We start from the raw sequence: 17077 nt of genomic DNA, 5'->3' as shown, positions 1-17077 counted from the left end.
CCAAAAGAACGTGTCAAAACGCCTCCCGGCGGACGTTCGCGCATGCGATTCCCGCGGAGGCGTTTTTTGTTAAGGCGAGAGCAGCGATTACTCGGGAAGCCCTACGCTGTAGCTTCGCATCCGGCCCGGCGTTCCTTCAAAGCTCAGCTTGCCCTCCGCGACCAGACAGCGAAGCCGGTAATTGAGAAACCCGTCCGACAGCCGGCCTTCGGCATGCCCGAGAACCTCGCCGACAACACGGGCCGCTTTGATCAAGCCGCCTCTGGAGCCGCTCAACTTCTGTACGGCTTGCAGGATCGTTTCATCATAATAGGCTTCGTCAACGGTGCGCAAGCCGTTTCCCGCCCAAATCCGAAGGGTCCCCCCTTCTTCCATTAACCTCCGCCAGTCGCCCGCCAGGACGGCGCGTTCCCGCACGTCCAGCGGCCGCACTTCCGGGAGCAGCTCGCGCAGCAGATCAGGTTTGATCTCCCCGGTGGCATGATAGCGGATGCCTGGATCACGTTCATGAAGAAGCCTGGTCGGATTTACCGTATCGACCTCCGTATCGTGCGGCAGCAGGGCGAGCAGCCGGCGCAGCCCGAGCTGCTCCCGGGCCGAATCCCCGCACCAGACGGTAATCTGCTTCCCCTGAAGCCGGGGAGGCCACTCCATCCACTCCAAAGCGGCGCTGTAATCCTCTTCATCCTCCGGCGTCAAACGGCCGGAGTCGATCGCGGTCATCCAGTTCAGCCGGGCTTTCCGTCCCTCCGCATCGTCTTCCCCATGCAGAGGCCCAATGGACAAATCATCACGAAGAGAAACGACCTTTACCTCCGGCGACCGGCCCAGCGCATGCTTCAGCGAACCGGCGGCGGAATCGTCGAAAACGAAGTGAAGCTGCGCCCGGTCCGTGCCCGGAATCGGCGATTCCCGCAAATACGCCTCGTTGCCAAGCGCCCATTCGGTATCGAACATGTGCAGATACAATTTCATGAATTGATGCCGCTCTTCGGCAATGGCGCGCGCCGCCTCGGTATTCATCCGGTCCTTCAGCTTTAGCAGCTTTTCATAAAAGTGATTGATCGACGTGCCCTGTCCGTTCCGGTATTCCGCTTCGGTCATCCCGGCGCGAGGGGGCGTGGCCGGGTCATAAGGAAGCCGGCCTCTTGAGCCCCCGTAAGCAAACGTTCGCGCGATGCCAATGGCTCCGATCGCATCCAGCCGGTCGGCGTCCTGCACGATCCGCCCTTCCGGCGTCGCCATGGGAGCTCCGCCCCCTCCGCCGAATGACATCGTCGACACGATGTCCAGCACGGCCTGGGCCGCCCCGGCTTCGACCGCCGCTCCGTTCAGCCAGCTCCGCACCTTGGCGATCCCCGCTTCCTTGCTGCCCGCCAGCTTCACATCCGCGATGTCGTGAAGCAGCGCCGCCAGCTCGCACAGGAACCGGTCGGCCCCTTCCAGCTCCGCCAGCCGGACGGCTGTCCGGGCAACGCGGACGATGTGCCACCAGTCATGGCCGCTGCTGTCCTTTTCCAATTCCTTTTGTACGTAACGTTTGGCTTGTTCAATAATGGCTGTTTGTTCCGGCGTCATGATTCCTTCCCTTCTCCCGGCGCGATTGGGGCCGAAGCGGCATCCGGAAGAATGCCGGCCTTGCGCAGAGCGTACGCATTAAACGGATTCAAGCCGGGAACGGGCCGGTCCAAAGGGAAATACTTTACTTCCATTCCTTCGTTGTCCATCACCCGGGGAGTGCCTTTCACTCCAACGGCTTCAAAAATCGCCATTACGTTATAGATTTGGTCTCCGTTCGGATAACAATAATACATATCCCGACCGGAAAGCAGGCCGACAAACCGGAAGGCCTCCGCCGTCAAGCCGGCCTCCTCGTACAGCTCCCGCGCCGCGGTTTCCTCCATCGATTCGCCAAGCTCCATCGCCCCGCCGATGGTTCCCCAATCGCCGGTGTCGGTTCTTTTTTGCAGCAGCAGATGCCCATCGCCGTTATACACCAGCACGCAAGCCCCCGCCATAATAATCGGACGGGTGCCCACCAATTCACGCAGTTCGCTTATGTACCCCAACACATGCCCCCCCTTTTCGCCACCTCAGCTGTAGGAGCAGCAGTAGTCCGTCGCTTTTGCCACTTGCAGCTTGAACTTTTCGTTGGCGGGCACCGTAAAGCTTCCTTCTCCCTCGATCGAGAGCCACTCCGTCTCTCCCGGCAGCAGCACCTTCAGCTCCCCGGCCAAAATGTCCATCCGCTCTTCGCTGTCCGTCCCGAATTCGTATTCGCCGGGCAGCATGACGCCGAGCGTCTTGCGGGTGCCGTCCGGAAACAGCACCGTGCGGCTGGAAACCTTGCCGTCAAAATAAAGGTTTGCTTTTTTGAGTACCGTCACATTTTCAAACCGGTCCATGGAATCGTCTCCTTTTCAAATGACGCTTCGTATTTCGCTTCATTGTACCAAAAGCGGGACAAGCCTGTCATTCGGGAGTCCGCCTGGGATCGCGAACAAGCAAAAGACGCCCGGCAGATGCCGGACGCCTCATTCGCTAGCAACGGTCTATTTATCGTTTTTATTCGTCAATGCATCGGGGTCCAGCTGTGAGGCCGGCTTGGCCACCCACTCATCCGCTTCCGGCTCGATGTCGACGCCTTGCTTGATCTTCTTCTTTTCCGCCAGGGAATCGCCTTCGGGATTCAGTTCGTTGCGCGCCAGATCTTCTCTGTGGTCTGCCATGTTCATTTCCTCCTTTTGCGTTGGCAAGAATAATGCGGTAACGTACTTATCCTTACCCGCTACCCGAAGGAACTATTCAGCGGATTAATAAATCTTATTAATCGTCAGCTTGCCACGGCGTCCAATCCGTCATCCGGAGGCGTCCCGCCGTCGGGAGCGACTATCTCCACCAGCAGGCGGTTGGGCAGGCAAATGATCGTTTGCCTCGGCTTGCTGATAAACCCCATCGACATGTCGATTTTGAGGGGCGAATCCGAATAGACCATCCGGATGCCGTTGTCGTATGCCTTCAAGATGTTATGTCCGAATTCGGTCCGGACCTCGATTGTTTTCTCCTGCCCGCCGAGCGGCACCATTTGGTAAAGCTCTCCGTTGACCGATATTTTGGCGTTCCAGGACCCGTTCGCACTCGTTTCGCTTTTGGAAAAGGACATGACGGTCCATAAGCCGAAAAGGAGCAGCAAAGCGCCAAAAAGAAAAAAATCTCCCCGTTTCAGGTTCAGCCATTTCATTGTTGTTCACTCACGATCCCGTTACGTAATCCGGCGGACGTTTCTCACCTCCGCCTTCTTCCGTAATATTTACTATTAGTTCCAATTATACCGAAGCCGTCTCTTTCCGTCAACGTCTCGCGACAAGCTTCGGAAGAGGCGAAAAAGAAAACCCTAAATATGCGTCCCCAAATTTCCGAAAAGAATACTTACAGGCCTTCTATCAAATACGGGCCGTTATCTCGGAGGAGGGGATTTTGTGAACGCGCTTGAAATGCTCATAAAAGTATCGCCTTATATAAAAATGATGATCAAAGAGGACATCATGATCGGAATCGCGGACACCGAAAAATTCCTTTATTACGAACCGTCGGCTGCTATCGATTTTGGCATCAAAGCCGGCGACCCGATTCCTCCCGAAGACCAAAATCTGCGGACCGCGCTTGCCGGCAGCTTCAGCTCTACCCGTCTTCCGGCGGAAATTTACGGCTTGCCGATCAGCGCCATCGCCGTGCCGGTGCGGGACGACAACGGAACCATCATTGGCGCCATCGCCACCGCGCAATCGGATGAAAATATGGTTCTTCTCGAAGGCCACATGAACCGGCTGGCCGGCATCACCGACCAGCTCGTCCAGATGGTGCAAAACGTGGCGGCCCATTCCGAAGAACTGTCCGCCACTTCGGAGAGCATCGTCGAAAATACCCGCCAGGCCGTGCAAAATTCGTCCAGCATCGGCGGCACCATCAACTTTATCGGCGAGATTTCGGCGCAAACCAACCTGCTCGGCCTGAACGCCGCCATCGAAGCGGCCCGGGTTGGCGAGCAGGGAGCCGGTTTCGGCGTTGTCGCCCGCGAAGTCCGCAAGCTGTCCGAAGACACGAAGAACGCCACCCGGCAAATTACCGACGCGCTGAACAGTGTTCAGCTTTCCATCAAGCAGCTGGAAGAGGAATTTTCGCAAATCGCCTCCTCCTCCCACGAGCAGGCGACCATGGTAACGGGCTTTATGGATACGCTGGAGCAGCTCAGCCAGACGAACCAGGACATGAAAGCTTTCGTCGAGGGCTTGCTGACCCACCAGGCTAAAAAATAGGTTTCCGGCATGAAACGAAGAAAAGCGGCTTTGCGGCGCGGGAGCGCAGCCAAGCCGCTTTCCCGTCCCGGACGGTTCACCGCTCGATCTGTTTGACCGTGCCGTCCGAAAAGCCGACGATGACACGGCTGGCCATGCCGATAAAAAGCCCGTTCTCCACCACCCCGACAATCCCGTTTACTTCGTCATGCAGTTCCCGGGGACGGTCGATCTGGCCGAACATGCAGTCGGCAATGTAATTTCCGTTGTCGGTCAGGAATAAATCCCGGCCGCTGCGGCGCAGCTCCGCCCGGCAGCCAAGCTTCTCCAGCCTGCGCACGGTCAGCTCCCAGCCGAAGCGTACAATTTCAACGGGCAGCGGGAACCGGCCGAGCCTCTGCACTTGTTTGCTTTCATCAATGATGACAATCTTTGTTTTCGTGGCGGAAGCGACTACTTTCTCCCTGAGTAATGCCCCGCCGCCGCCTTTGATCAGGTTAAATTCAGCGTCCACCTCGTCGGCTCCATCAATGGTCACGTCGATAACGTCAATATCCGAGAACGTAACGAGCGGAATCTCCCATTCCCGGGCCTGCTCCTCGGTCTTGCCGGATGTCGCGATCGCCCGGATCTTCAAGCCTTCCCGCACCCGTCTGCCGACTTTCTCAATGGCCCAGTATGCGGTGGAGCCGGTGCCCAGTCCGACCACCATGCCGTCCCGCAAATAATCCACCGCGCGCTCCGCGGCCAGCCGTTTCGTTTTCAATCGCTTCACCCCTCTTCATTGTACAAACCCCGCTTCCCTCAAGCAAGAAACGGATATGCAGTCCGACGGGCAAAACCGTTGCTACGTGAATCAGGCTTCTCCGCGCTTGCGCATGCAGTCGCCGATTCGCTTGTCGCATTCGTTGATATGGTTGACCAGCCAGTCGGTCAGCGTCCGGTTCAGCTTGATCGTGGAAAGAACGCTTACCCCCTGGGTCTTTACCGTTTCCTCCAGCTCCAGGACGGTTTTGACAAAAGCCGCATGCTCCTTGCGCTGGCGCTCGTATTCCGGAAATTCGATCCGTTCCATCAGCCGTTCCTCGGAGCCGAAATGCTCCACGGTATATTCCTTCAGAAAGGTCAGCGTTTCGATGATTTTGTCCTTGCCCTGCCGGTTCGTGCAGGCTTCCATGAACTCGTTCAACTTCGCGATCAGCTGCCGGTGCTGACAGTCGATCGTTTCCACTCCGGTTTCGTAAGTATCATGCCACGTAATCATGTTTGTCCACTCCTTGTAATATGTAAAGAGCACTTCGTGAGGGCCCTGCTTTCTAATTTCCACTTTTCCCGATTAAAATGCTGTTACTCTCGTCACACTTGTACCGGAACAATTGTTCTCCTTTCAGTTGACATCTTCTTCCGAAAGCGGTATAGTCAAGGAAACGAGTCGTACGGAAAGCGAGCGAAGCACCTCGCAAGACCGGCCCAGAGCCGCTCTTGTGGGGTGCTTTTGTTATTGGCTCGTCTCCGCGCGCTCCACCTCTTAAGCAAAGGAATGATGGTTGTGACGGAATTCATAAGTTTTCGTAAACGGCGCCGGCTTGTGCTGGCCGTTCTGCTGTCGCTTGCGATGGCTCTCGTCTGCGCGCCGAAGGCGGATGCCGCCAATGATTGGGAGGCCGCTTTGAAAGGAGTTGAAACTGCCTACGATCAGGTCGCCGAATTGGAAACGGACGTGAAGGACGGGGCAAAGCAGATTGCCGGGCTCCGCAAAACCAACAATGAAGCGTTGAAGACCGTTAATACGAGCATTCAGGCCATTGATCGGGGGCTGATTGACCGGCTCAAGGCGGAAGCCGGGCAAACCGAACGGCGGCACGCATCCTTGCTGTCCCAGTATGCCGTTTTCGGGAAACAGGCCGCGGAAGCCCGGAAACGAAAGGATAGTAAAGCTGCGGCCCTGCTGGATCTGCAGCGCAACCGGCTCAAGCCGTCCGCAGACGCGGCGCGGGCCGAGATCAAGGCGAAGAAGGATGCGCTGGCCAAAGCCAAAAAGGCGGCCGCCGCCAAGGGAAAGATCGTGAAGGACGCGCTGGTGCCCGTTCAGACCGCCAAAAAGCAAATAACGGCCGAGAACAAATCCCTTGCCGGGGTGCGGAAAGAGCTTGCTGCCGCAAGCAAGCGTTACCGGACGGCGGTTAAGGAAGGGAATGCGGTCTCCGCATGGTCGGGGCTGCAAGCGATGCAGGCCAATCTGAGCCGCATTCATTCGGGGCAGCTGAAGATGTTTGACTGGGAGCAGGACATCGCCCGCGCGATCCAGTCCGCTGCGGCCAAGCTTCCGAATGCCGGATAAGAGCCTGTTTGGTCGTTTCCTGGCGTTGCGAACGCGTTCATAAAAGGACCGCTTCCACTGGAAACGGTCCGGTGCAGATTCTTATTAAGCTTGTCCCGCCTGAGCGTAATGAAGCCGGCTGTAAATCCCGCCCGCGTTGACGAGTTCCTGGTGCTTGCCCTGCTCGGCAATGCCGTGCTCATTCACCACGACGATCCGGTCGGCTCCCCGGATCGTCGACAGCCGGTGAGCGATCACAAGCGTCGTCCGGCCGGCGGACAGCTCGGCAAGCGATTTCTGGATCGCCAGCTCCGTTTCCGTATCAAGCGCGGATGTCGCCTCGTCCAGAATCAGAATCGGCGGGTTTTTCAGGAACATGCGGGCGATCGACAACCGCTGCTTTTGGCCGCCGGACAGCTTGACTCCGCGTTCGCCGATGATCGTGTCGAGCCCTTCCGGCATGGAGCGGATGACGTCCTCCAGCGATGCGCGGCGGGCCGCCTCCCAAATCTCGTCGTCCGAGGCGTCCAGATTGCCGTAGGCAATGTTCTCCCGGACGGAGCCGGAGAACAGGAAGACGTCCTGCTGCACGATCCCGATGTGCTTCCGCAGCGAAGCCAGCTTAAACCGGCGGATATCGGTACCGTCTATCGTAATGTTTCCTTTGTCGACATCGTAGAAACGCGGCAGAAGGCTGCAAATCGTCGTCTTGCCCGCGCCGGAGGGTCCAACGAAGGCTACGGTTTCGCCGGGCCGGATCGCCAGGTCGATATCCTTGAGAATTTTCCGGCTTTCGTCATAGCCGAAGGAGACGCCTTTAAAGCGGATATCGCCTTTCAGCCCTTGTGCTTCGACGGCATCTGGCGCGTCGGCGATATCGGGCTCGGTGTCCATAATTTCCAGGTAACGCTTGAAGCCGGCAAACCCTTTCGGGTAGCTTTCCAGCACAGCGTTGATTTTCTCGATCGGGCGGAAGAAAATGTTCGAAAGCAGAACAAAGGCCATAAACTCGCCCAATTCCAGCTCTCCTTGAATGAAAAACCATGCTCCGCACATCATGACGAATACCGTTACGAGCCGCATCATCATATAGCTGACCGACATGCTTTTGGCCATGATTTTGTAGGCCAGCAGCTTGGTCTCGCGAAAGTTCCGGTTGTCTACGGCAAAGAGCTTCTTCTCATGCTCTTCGTTCGCAAACGATTGCACCACGCGGATGCCGCCAACATTTTCTTCGATCCGCGCGTTGAAGTTCCCCACGTCCCCGAACAAGCGCCGGTAGGTTTGGGTCATTTTCCGTCCGAAGAAGATGGTCACCCAGGCGATCATCGGAATGATGATGAACGTGATAAGCGCAAGCTCCAGGTTGATGTAGGCCATCAGCGAAAATGAACCGACCAGCGTCATCACGGCGATAAATACATCCTCGGGGCCGTGGTGGGCCACTTCTCCGATGTCGTTCAGGTCGTTGGTGATTCGTCCGATCAAATGGCCCGTCTTGTTGTTATCAAAGAAACGGAACGACAGCTTCTGCACATGCTCGAACATGTTGCGCCGCATGTCGGTTTCAATGTTGACGCCCAGCTTATGGCCCCAGTAGGTCACGATATATTGCAAGGCTGTATTCAGCGCATAGACGGCAAGCAAACCGATGCTGGCCAGAACAATCAGCGGCCAGTCTTGCCCGGGCAGCAAGCGATCGATAAACTCGCTGACCGCAAGCGGAAAGGCCAATTCCAGCAATCCGGCGATAATGGCGCACGTAAAATCCAGAATGAAAAGCCCCTTGTAAGGACGGTAATACGAGAAAAAGCGGCGCAGCATGACAGCAACAACTCTTTTCTTTGATGTTGGTTTCCTTTGGCAATGATAATGCATTGAGAACATTGTTATCTTAGCACAAGTTCTTAAGCGGTGAACAAGAAATTTTCCTTATCAACCAGAAAAGCCATCCCGGGCGGCATAAGGATGCGCCCGGAAATGGCCTTTGCAGTTGCGAAACGATTCCCTTTCTGTATCTCGTCTCAGGATTCCTCAATGGGTTCCCATTCTCTAGTAAAAAGCTCAAACTTGATTGTCATCGGTTTGCCGCCGGAGAGTACGTTTCCGTACAGGTACCCTTCATTATAGCCGCCCATGATCCATTCGTCCTCTCCCGGTTCAAACCCGTTCTCGGCAAGGAACGGTTTTGCCAATTCGGCCAGTCGGTCGAGGTATTCGTTCCCATTGGTCAGCGCAGTCAGATCAGGCGCTTCCGGCAGAAGGAAATTCGTCTGCGGCATTCCGGAAGTACCATCGTATACTGTGCCAGTCCAGGAATTAACATAATAATCCTGTCCGTTTGCTTGGGGGTCGGACGGGCGGGAGGAAAAGCGGTACTGGTCGCCTTCCTTGACAACCTCCCAGCCTTCGATGCCTAGCTTCTCAGCCATTAAAGCTTTCACTGTGTTTTCATCCAGCGGAAGCTCCTCCATCTTCTCTTGCTGCACGGGGGTTGCCGTCAGATTGCGGATGGTCAAGTCGGTTCCATATTCCGCTTCCAGCAGGAAGGCATCCCGCTCGGGTGAGATTCTACCGGTGACTTGAACCTTGATCCGTCCGTCCTTCACCTGGTAGATGAGTTCGGAGCCAAAATCAACGTCATCATACCAGTAGGACCCGCTGCTTTCACGCGCAACCGCACCCGTTTCTATGCCGCCAATCTTTACATAGGCTTGAATCTGTCCGTTCCGCCTCGTAACAGCGGTTTTAACCTGTTCATTGACTGCAACAAGCGGATGCTGCACCGGGAGCTCTTCAAGCGTCTCGGAATCCAGCACATGCAATTCCTGCAGTTGGACACCAGGGCGATACGAGGAGGTCAAAACGATCACCGTGTCCTTCCTGCCGTCTCCGGTAACGTCGGCATGCGTAACCATAGGGAGAACGCTTGAATCGGCAACCGATGGCCAAGGAAAGACGGCCTGCGCCGAATGGTCGGCGCTTGTTACCGTCACCGATTGAAACAAGTTTCCGGCGGCATTCCGGTTTTCCACAAGCACGATCGGCCCTTCGCCGACTTGGTATGAAACGGAATGCGGAGCGGGCGGGATATTTATCTGTTCACCTGTTTTGGTTTCCCCGCCGAACCTGACCTGCGTTAATGCGCATCCGCTGACTACAACCAATGCGGCAAAGCCTATCGTCAGCTGATAGAAACGAGGTTTCCTGTTGGCGGAAATCATGACGATCCGTCTCTTCAGTTCTTTTTTGCCGCCCGACATTCCGGCGGCTCCCGCAAGCTGCGTCGGGCGTTTCATGTTCTCAAGCAGCCGGATAATGGTCATGGCGTAGGCATGCGACTCTTCCGGCCGGACATGCTTGAGAACAAGCGCATCACAGGCGATTTCTTGATCTTCCCGCATCTTGCGGCCGGTTATCCAGAGCAGCGGATTAAACCAATGCGGCGCCAAAAGCAGCGTCATCAGCCAGTTAGCGGGCACATCCCGCCGCTTCACGTGAGCCAGTTCATGCAGGAACAAATAACGCAGCGACGCCGGATCAAGTGTTTGCAGCACATGGGTCGGAATCAGCAGCCGGTTACGAATGATCCGGAATAGGCTTGGCGTTGAAACCAGATTCGTTTCCGTAAGCACGATCGGCCGGTGGATGTTCATTTCTTCTTTGCATTGCTCGAACAGTCCCAGTACGGAGGAATCCGATATGGCCGGCTCCTTCCGCAGCTTCCAGGCAAACCGAACGTTGCCCGCCAGTGTTAAGGAAAGCACGGCAGCCGTTCCAGCCAACCAGACAGCCGCCGCGATCCCCATCCAATCCGTTTGTACCGTGCCATCCGCACGGCGATCTGTAACGGAGAGATTGGAGGACTTGGTTTCCGTAGCTTGCGGTTTGGAGCCTGCCGGAGTCGCAATCGTTCCTTCTTCGGATAAGCCGGGAGGTTCCGGCAAGACAGTGGAGGATGAATCCGCCCCGATTCCTGCGCCAGTGCCGGGAAGTTCGATAGACAGAAGAGTCATCGTCCCTTTTGCAAAAGGCTCCGGAAGCCACGGCAGCAGCAGCCGAAAGCCCAGAACAAACCAGAGCAAATATGTCCACCGGGGAGGCAGCTTCCCTTTCCCCGCAATCCGGATGGCCAGAATCAGGAACAGAAGAACGCTCGCAAAAGCCGTTGCGACAAGCACTGACCGAAAGAGCTGTTCCGCAAACGGGATCATGACAGGTCAGTCCTTTCTCTCATCCAGAAGACGCCTCAGCTCCTCGATGTCTTCATCGGTCAGCTTCTCTTCCTTCAGAAAATGAACGAGCATCGGTTTCATCGCGCCACCGGAAATCCGTCTCAAAAACGACTTGGTTTCCGATACTACACAAGCTTCTTCTTCAACCAAAGGAAAGTACGTGTACACCCGGCCTTCCTGGTTATACCCGATGGCCTCCTTTTCGGTCAGACGCTTGATCAGCGTGCGGACGGTTTTCGGGTTCCACTCCTTGGTTCCTTCCAGCGCGGCGATAATATCCCCTGCTGCGAGCGGCGACCTGGACCAGAGCACCTTCATGACCTCCCACTCCGCTTCCGTAATGTTTGGAACGCTTTTTCCCATCGGCACCCCTTCCTCTATTTGTACTTTGATTACAGCTGTAATCAACTTCTTTTTAAAGATTACAACTGTAGTCCTGAAAAGTCAACAGGCAGCAGTTAATTTATTCCTGGAAACGCTCCGCCGAAGCGAAGCGTTTTGATTTGAAGCATCTTGTAATCTCCCTTCTCATTTGACCGGAGCCGCATCAAAAACAAGCTTGATGTAATAACGGGATTCCCAGGAATCCTCCGGTGTCATCCCGATCTGGGATTCCAGAACCCCTTCGTCCGCATCATTGTAATGGACATCAATGCCGATGCAATCTCCCGCAGCCGCTTTGAATTTTTGATAAACCTTCCTGTTGGTATCGGGCAGCTTCTCCACCTGCGTAATATCCACGGCGGCTTCATAGATGTACCGGTTTCCGTCATGAATCACCTTTACTTCACTGCTCGGGCTGTCCTGCAATGCCTCTCCGCCAGGACCGATAAGCCAGCTCTTCACCTGCTGGTGCGGGTTCTTTCCATTTCGCGTATAATCAAACGTCAGCTCCAAGCTGTCTTCCTGCCACAACCGCCCTGTTCCTGGGTAAAGGTGCTGCAATTTGTCGTCCGTGATGACAGCAGCTATGTAAATGCGTTTCGGGTCGTTCTCATTCCACCCGATCCGAATGTCGCCGGATGCGTCAGCCGCGGACGGCAGCGGGCTGATTTTCGATTGATCCAGCGGCGCTACGGTCGAATCGCCCCATTCGTCCAAATTGCCGTCGACTTTGAGCGCGACCTGCTTGGCCATATACTCCTTGCTGACAGCCGGTTCGTCCTTTTTAAGGGCCCTTGTGTACGGCTCTCCTGTCACCTTGGGATACAAAAATGCAGTAATCGTCTCATCCAGTTCGGAAAAATAATCGTTTACCATATGACCCGCGTGTTTAATCGGATGGAGGGTATACGGAACATCGGCCGCTTTCAATTGAGAGGCCAATTCTTTTGCCAACGAATAAGGCAGCGTGGCGTCGCTCGTCCCGTGAATGAGCAAGGCGGGCGGGTCGGTTTCCGCGGCTTTCCCCATGCTGAACGGGGTGCCGGACATACTGATCACCGAGAATATACTGCTTTTTGGCCAGTTTGCCGTTTCTCCATCCTTGTAGACCAGGTTGAGCGCCGTTATCGCTCCCGCCGAATGACCGGCCAAGCCGATGCGCGTTTTGTCTATTCCATATGTATCACTATGAGCGATCAGCCAGGCGACGGCTGCCGAAGTGTCTTCCGCGGCACTGGCGATGGCGCCTCCCCAATCCGACTCCGGGTCCTCGCTCAAGCGGTAATTGATGGCGGCGGTCACATACCCCTTTTTCGCAAATTCCCTGGCAAGCTTGGTGACAAAACCGTAATCCTTCGTGCCGCTGCTGAAGCCGCCGCCATGAATCCAGACAATGGCCGGACGATTTTTCTCCGTATCGTTCGCAGGCTGATATAGGTCCAGCTGCCATCGCACTGCTTCTCCTTTCTTGCTGCCTTCATCCGTATAATAGGGAATGTCGCGTTCAACCTGCACTTCGGGAAAAATCGGGTCCGCATACCGGAGCGGTTCCGTGTTTTGCGAAGGCTCGGGCTCTTCAGCCGTCGAAGAAGCGCAGCTTGTCAAAACCAGACATAAGAGAAGCACAAGCGGAATGCCTTTTAATCTTGCCATTAACGTCCTTCCTTTCCCTTTCATTTTTAGCCGGATTGGCGCAACAGCTGTCGGCAGCCGTTGCCTGCCGGAAAACTCCCGGCGTTATTCAAGCTTCAACAGGTTTGATCAGGCAATTCTGTATTTTATTTCAATACTTATGTGATAAATTCCTCTTTTTTTCGCGACCGCTTGAACCGCTTTTCACAAAAAAAAGCCGCGGAATCTGCGGATTTGAAATGCGCGCCGCGACAGCAGCCAGCTTCAATAAGCGAAGGAATGCCTATGAAAAAAAAACGCTCCAAAAAAGTCCGGCCCACCCGCTTAATAAGAGCCGGATGGGCCGGAGAAGCCGTATTCCTTAGAAGCTTTAAGCGCTGCCGGCCTCCGTCAAATAACCCCGGAGAGACAGCCACTCCTTCTTGAGCAATCCGAATGCGCACTCGTCGTAATAAGTTCCGTTCCGGTAAACAAACGCCCGGTTGATTCCTTCCGGTTTGAACCCGATGCGTTCATAAAGCTTGGCCGCTCTCTCGTTAAAGGAAAAGCACCCCAAGTAAACCCGGTGCATGTTTAATTCCAAAAAGGCAAAGTCGATAAATAGCTCCAATGCTTCGCGGCCGTAACCCTGCCCCCGTTCGGCGGGTCCGGCTATCGACAACCCGATCATCAAATTCCGGTTGCGCGGATCGACGCTGTTGGCGTTAATCACACCGAGCAGCGTACCGTTTTTTTTGCGAATGCCGAAAAGGAGGGAGCCTTTTATGCTGTGATAATCATTTGCGCTTTGGGTCATCTTTCGGTAGGAATCACGATTTGAGGGAGCGGCCGCGCCAAGCGCCGCGAATTGCTTTTCGTCCGAGGAAAGGTTCCACTGGTACAGAAGCTCTGCATCCTCTTCCGCCAAAGAGGTCAAGTCCACTTTTTCTCCAATCAAGAGCCGTTTCCCCGGAGAAAGAAGGACAGACGGTTCTTCCTCCGCATAGGAGCGGTCGGGTTCAAGAGCTCTTGCCCGCTCGGCAGCGGCACCGGCCAGGAAGTCTTTTTTCAGCATGCCAAGCTGATGCACCGACTCGTATTTTCCGCCTGCAAAATAATGCTCGCGCAAGCAGAGCTCCCGTCGGAACCCGGCCTCGCGGAACAGCTCCAGCTGCTCGTGCTGCGTTTCCCGCAGCAAAACATTCAGCTTGTTGTAATTCAATTCCAGAAAACAATACCCGCACGCCGCCCGAAGAGCAGACGCTCCGTATGCGGCTCGGAAATCCGGAGAGAACTGAACCCGCAGGTTGGCAAACCCGCAGCGCGGAAAGGCAAAATCAAACGCAAATGCCGCGACCGGGCCAAGGGCTTCGGCTTCAACCACATACAAACCCGCCGCTCCATCGGCTTGTCCGATTTGCTGGCGGATTCGTTCCGTGCGGGCGGCATGCGACAAGTCCGCCGTCGGCAGCTCAGGCGCCTGAAAAACCGGACCGCAAACGGCTTTCCACCGGGCAATGCTTTCGGCATCCGCCGAATCAGCCAACCTTATTGCAAAGGATTCCATGTACAACCCTCCTGTATGTAATTAGAGACGAGGCTCTACCACCAGCCAGGTTTTTCCCACTTCGGGGTCCTGAAAATGGCGGACGGGAAAGGAAAACGTCAGCTGTTCCGCTTTCATGATTTTGCGGAAGCGCCATTTGTCCCGCATGGAGCAGCCCACGATGGCCAGCTTCGCCACGCGATCCTGAATGCGGCCCAGGTGATGGACAAATTCGGTCCATACCTCTTCGGTCAGACGGGTTTCATAGAAATCAACCCAGACGTTTAAGGCTCTGGGCTGCTGCTTCACAAAAGCTTCCTCCGCCTGCATTATGGCAAAGAAACCTTCCCGGTCCTCATGACGGCTCCCGTACTTCAGACAATGGAGCTCGCCGCCTTTATAGTAATAAGGGAAAATCGAGCCTCCCGGAGATTTCCGAATGCTCATCGAAATGGCCTCCCGCTCATTAAATACCTTGTTCTGTATTATTTCGTCCTATAAAGACAAATCCCTTTTTCTTCCGCATGTGTTCCTATCTATATTAAGCCACGCTTAGGTCTCGCATCCTCTCGCATTTGGGCGAGTCCTATTGTCGATTTGCATAGTTAGTGGTATATTTTACTTAAAACACACATGTGCTTACATATTTTTTCAAAGGAGCTTTACATAAAAACTGCCTAAGAAAAGGAGGATTGAGATGGCCATCTTTTGCGAGGCTGTACAACAGGAAGCTGAGCAGAAAATTCGCAACCGGATTTTGAGCGAAATCGAGAAACAGGATGAAACGCTCGGCCGTTTTTCCAAACGGACCGGCATTAACCGCGGCTCGTTGAGCGCTATTTTTGACCGCACCCCCACCAAAGCCATCCCGATCGCCCTTCTGGAGCAGATTGGACAAGCGCTATCCATGCCGAAGGATTGGCTTTATGCGGAATACGTAGAGGAGTGTTTTCACTCCGGGAAAATCCATTGGAGACGGATCAAAGCGTTCCTGCTCCGCTGCGTTGCGCTCGACCGGACCGAACTGATCCGGCGCGTGCTGTTTAAGGTTTTGGAGGAGCCGAACCGGCTTCACGAAATCTTTGCGCTCGGCGAGGAATTGTTCGCAGCCGGCAAACGGAAGGAGTCCATCCCCTTCTACGAATGCGTGGTCGAAAACGAAATCAAGCAGCATTCGGAGCGCATGGCAATTAGCCAATACAAGCTGTTCCGCGCCCGCCTCGGCGTCGACCTGGAAGTCAACAAGGAAGCGGCCTTCCGCTTCGCCCCCTTCCGCAACCGGCTTCCGGAGCATTATCAGCTGGATGGGCTTTTGCAGTTGGCGAATGTGTATTATTTGTTGCAGCGCTGGGAGGAAGTAATACAAATTGCAGAAGAGTTGCATGCCGTTACGCTTATTTTCATGCATCAGCAAAAAGAATGTGCCAAGCGAAATAAGTATCATGAAAATTTATTTACTCCTGAGAGACAGTTGGTACTTTATTATGGTCAAAGCTTTCTGCTTAAGGGAGTAGCGTTAGAACGACTAGGCAATTATGATCAAGCACTTACATATACATATCACTATAAAGATCTAAAAGGGTTCCCTAATTTAAACGATGAGGGAAATAAAGAAGTCGAAAAGTTCACGATGTACGCTTGTGCGAACGAGTTATACTTACGTATCCTAATGGGGCAATTCGAGCGTTTGCCTGATTACGTAAATTTCCTTGATAATCATCCTTTAGAGATAATGCCCGGTCTCATTACAATTTTAGAAGCAGCCAATAAATACGACGTACATGTAGATGAAGTGATTACCCATTTTGAAGAAACATTACAGGCACCTATGACACATCTAACGCAAAATGAAGTATACCCATATCCATTTACATTGGACCAAGCGGCTAGTTTGTTCCATCAGCTGACTATATACTTTTTTAATCAGGAGTCTTTTCAAAAAGGAATTGACTATCTGCTTCAAGCTTTGCGCACTTCAATTATAGTCAATAACAAGGATCTTATTATCGCTTGCACAGCATGGTTTGAACAATATCGAATAAAAGCTTCGACGAATCAAAAAGACGAATACAGGTCTATTCTGAAGGAGGTGTTAACTAATGAGCAAATGGGTTCTGTCAATATTCCTAGCAACAATGATTAGTTTTGGCACTATTGCTCCATCTTCCCCTGGGTCTGTGCCACCTGGCACAAGCACGGTTACTGCTTTAGCTCATGGAGTAGGCACCTAACAGCATGGTTTAAAAGATAATAATCTTCTAAAAGGTTAAGCAGCGTGATCATTTTGCATGCTTAACCTTTTTCTATTATTGTGCAGACCTTTTCGGTTTTTTGCGAGCTATAGTTATAGTAAAAATTATTGCAATCGTATCTGAACGTTGACTCTTAGATAAAACTTAATCTGTCTTCGTTTATATTTCATTTATTTTTCTATAAAGTGTACAAAAAATCAATTAGCAGGAGAAATGTACTGTTTGGTCCTTGTTTTTTAGGAAGGAGGTCCTTCCCTTGTTTGTGCAAAAGCAGGAACAAACAGTTAAGAGTCTAGCAGATCACATCTTGAACGAAATTCTAGAACAAGGCTATACATTAAGCAGTTTCGCTAAAGTGGCTGAGATCAACCGAGGGTTGCTGAGTGTATCATTGGATAAGTTTCCGCCCAAATCTATGTCCATAAACCTTCTTG

General features: G+C 53.8%; 16 protein-coding genes. 3 read left to right on the top strand and 13 right to left on the bottom strand.

Features of this window, described 5'->3' with window-relative positions; all coding sequences use genetic code 11:
• Positions 1 to 87: 87 nt before the first annotated feature.
• The 5 genes from AC6I6H_RS13500 to AC6I6H_RS13480 form a co-directional block, all read right to left on the bottom strand.
• Entirely contained in the window at positions 88 to 1578 is a 1491-nt protein-coding gene (locus tag AC6I6H_RS13500; RefSeq protein WP_497954382.1) for a DUF3658 domain-containing protein, read from the bottom strand.
• Positions 1575 to 2069 (bottom strand): NUDIX hydrolase, encoded by a 495-nt coding sequence (locus AC6I6H_RS13495; protein WP_497954381.1) that lies wholly within the window; start codon positions 2067 to 2069, stop codon positions 1575 to 1577. The genes AC6I6H_RS13500 and AC6I6H_RS13495 overlap by 4 nt, the downstream gene beginning before the upstream one ends.
• 24 nt (positions 2070 to 2093) lie before the next feature.
• Positions 2094 to 2405, bottom strand: coding sequence for a pyrimidine/purine nucleoside phosphorylase (gene ppnP, locus AC6I6H_RS13490; protein WP_497954380.1), 312 nt, complete (start codon positions 2403 to 2405; stop codon positions 2094 to 2096).
• A 147-nt stretch (positions 2406 to 2552) separates the two neighbouring features.
• Complete coding sequence (locus tag AC6I6H_RS13485) at positions 2553 to 2729, bottom strand: hypothetical protein (protein ID WP_497954379.1); 177 nt, start codon at positions 2727 to 2729, stop codon at positions 2553 to 2555.
• A gap of 104 nt (positions 2730 to 2833) precedes the next feature.
• Positions 2834 to 3241, bottom strand: coding sequence for a NusG domain II-containing protein (locus AC6I6H_RS13480; RefSeq protein ID WP_497954378.1), 408 nt, complete (start codon positions 3239 to 3241; stop codon positions 2834 to 2836).
• A 238-nt stretch (positions 3242 to 3479) separates the two neighbouring features.
• Between AC6I6H_RS13480 and AC6I6H_RS13475 the strand changes: the two genes are divergently transcribed.
• On the top strand, positions 3480 to 4316 hold the full coding sequence (locus AC6I6H_RS13475) for a methyl-accepting chemotaxis protein (protein ID WP_497954377.1): 837 nt from the start codon (positions 3480 to 3482) through the stop codon (positions 4314 to 4316).
• 76 nt (positions 4317 to 4392) lie between these two features.
• Here the strand turns inward: AC6I6H_RS13475 and rpiA are convergent, their stop codons facing one another.
• Together rpiA and AC6I6H_RS13465 are read right to left on the bottom strand one after the other, a co-directional pair.
• The gene (rpiA, locus tag AC6I6H_RS13470; protein WP_497954376.1) at positions 4393 to 5061 is read right to left on the bottom strand and encodes a ribose-5-phosphate isomerase RpiA; all 669 of its coding nucleotides are present in this window, start codon (positions 5059 to 5061) and stop codon (positions 4393 to 4395) included.
• A 90-nt stretch (positions 5062 to 5151) separates the two neighbouring features.
• Positions 5152 to 5559 (bottom strand): bacteriohemerythrin, encoded by a 408-nt coding sequence (locus AC6I6H_RS13465; RefSeq protein ID WP_497954375.1) that lies wholly within the window; start codon positions 5557 to 5559, stop codon positions 5152 to 5154.
• A 285-nt stretch (positions 5560 to 5844) separates the two neighbouring features.
• Here AC6I6H_RS13465 and AC6I6H_RS13460 point away from each other — a divergent pair, with 285 nt between their 5' ends.
• Positions 5845 to 6636 carry a hypothetical protein gene (locus AC6I6H_RS13460; RefSeq protein ID WP_497954374.1) on the top strand — a complete coding sequence of 264 codons (792 nt, stop codon included), beginning with the start codon at positions 5845 to 5847 and terminating at the stop codon, positions 6634 to 6636.
• 84 nt (positions 6637 to 6720) lie between these two features.
• On the opposite strand, the gene AC6I6H_RS13455 is transcribed toward AC6I6H_RS13460, so the two are convergent.
• The 6 genes from AC6I6H_RS13455 to AC6I6H_RS13430 all read right to left on the bottom strand — a co-directional run bounded on the left by AC6I6H_RS13455 (position 6721) and on the right by AC6I6H_RS13430 (position 14838).
• The gene (locus AC6I6H_RS13455; RefSeq protein ID WP_497954373.1) at positions 6721 to 8439 is read right to left on the bottom strand and encodes an ABC transporter ATP-binding protein; all 1719 of its coding nucleotides are present in this window, start codon (positions 8437 to 8439) and stop codon (positions 6721 to 6723) included.
• 200 nt (positions 8440 to 8639) lie between these two features.
• Positions 8640 to 10829, bottom strand: coding sequence for a M56 family metallopeptidase (locus AC6I6H_RS13450; RefSeq protein WP_497954372.1), 2190 nt, complete (start codon positions 10827 to 10829; stop codon positions 8640 to 8642).
• Between the two features lie 6 nt (positions 10830 to 10835).
• Positions 10836 to 11213: a BlaI/MecI/CopY family transcriptional regulator gene (locus AC6I6H_RS13445; protein WP_497954371.1), complete on the bottom strand. Its 378-nt coding sequence runs from the start codon at positions 11211 to 11213 to the stop codon at positions 10836 to 10838.
• A 165-nt stretch (positions 11214 to 11378) separates the two neighbouring features.
• The gene (locus AC6I6H_RS13440) at positions 11379 to 12887 is read right to left on the bottom strand and encodes an alpha/beta hydrolase fold domain-containing protein (protein ID WP_497954370.1); all 1509 of its coding nucleotides are present in this window, start codon (positions 12885 to 12887) and stop codon (positions 11379 to 11381) included.
• A gap of 349 nt (positions 12888 to 13236) precedes the next feature.
• Entirely contained in the window at positions 13237 to 14412 is a 1176-nt protein-coding gene (locus tag AC6I6H_RS13435; RefSeq protein ID WP_497954369.1) for a GNAT family N-acetyltransferase, read from the bottom strand.
• 21 nt (positions 14413 to 14433) lie between these two features.
• The gene (locus tag AC6I6H_RS13430) at positions 14434 to 14838 is read right to left on the bottom strand and encodes a hypothetical protein (RefSeq protein WP_497954368.1); all 405 of its coding nucleotides are present in this window, start codon (positions 14836 to 14838) and stop codon (positions 14434 to 14436) included.
• A 250-nt stretch (positions 14839 to 15088) separates the two neighbouring features.
• On the opposite strand from AC6I6H_RS13430, the gene AC6I6H_RS13425 reads away from it, so the two are divergent.
• The gene (locus AC6I6H_RS13425; protein ID WP_497954367.1) at positions 15089 to 16534 is read left to right on the top strand and encodes a DNA-binding protein; all 1446 of its coding nucleotides are present in this window, start codon (positions 15089 to 15091) and stop codon (positions 16532 to 16534) included.
• Positions 16535 to 17077: the final 543 nt, after the last annotated feature.

The sequence above is a fragment of the Gorillibacterium sp. sgz306347 genome (assembly GCF_059735245.1).
The sequence above is the reverse complement of the archived record's forward strand: the minus strand, read 5'-3'. Positions and strand labels throughout refer to the sequence as shown.

Excerpts from the sequence above, each read along its gene's own strand:
- AC6I6H_RS13500 (WP_497954382.1), bottom strand. The coding sequence starts at position 1,578 with ATGACGCCGGAACAAACAGCCATTATTGAACAAGCCAAACGTTACGTA.
- ppnP (WP_497954380.1), bottom strand. The coding sequence starts at position 2,405 with ATGGACCGGTTTGAAAATGTGACGGTACTCAAAAAAGCAAACCTTTAT.
- AC6I6H_RS13485 (WP_497954379.1), bottom strand. The coding sequence starts at position 2,729 with ATGGCAGACCACAGAGAAGATCTGGCGCGCAACGAACTGAATCCCGAA.
- AC6I6H_RS13480 (WP_497954378.1), bottom strand. The coding sequence starts at position 3,241 with ATGAAATGGCTGAACCTGAAACGGGGAGATTTTTTTCTTTTTGGCGCT.
- AC6I6H_RS13465 (WP_497954375.1), bottom strand. The coding sequence starts at position 5,559 with ATGATTACGTGGCATGATACTTACGAAACCGGAGTGGAAACGATCGAC.
- AC6I6H_RS13455 (WP_497954373.1), bottom strand. The coding sequence starts at position 8,439 with ATGCTGCGCCGCTTTTTCTCGTATTACCGTCCTTACAAGGGGCTTTTC.
- AC6I6H_RS13450 (WP_497954372.1), bottom strand. The coding sequence starts at position 10,829 with ATGATCCCGTTTGCGGAACAGCTCTTTCGGTCAGTGCTTGTCGCAACG.
- AC6I6H_RS13445 (WP_497954371.1), bottom strand. The coding sequence starts at position 11,213 with ATGGGAAAAAGCGTTCCAAACATTACGGAAGCGGAGTGGGAGGTCATG.
- AC6I6H_RS13440 (WP_497954370.1), bottom strand. The coding sequence starts at position 12,887 with ATGGCAAGATTAAAAGGCATTCCGCTTGTGCTTCTCTTATGTCTGGTT.
- AC6I6H_RS13435 (WP_497954369.1), bottom strand. The coding sequence starts at position 14,412 with ATGGAATCCTTTGCAATAAGGTTGGCTGATTCGGCGGATGCCGAAAGC.
- AC6I6H_RS13430 (WP_497954368.1), bottom strand. The coding sequence starts at position 14,838 with ATGAGCATTCGGAAATCTCCGGGAGGCTCGATTTTCCCTTATTACTAT.
- AC6I6H_RS13425 (WP_497954367.1), top strand. The coding sequence starts at position 15,089 with ATGGCCATCTTTTGCGAGGCTGTACAACAGGAAGCTGAGCAGAAAATT.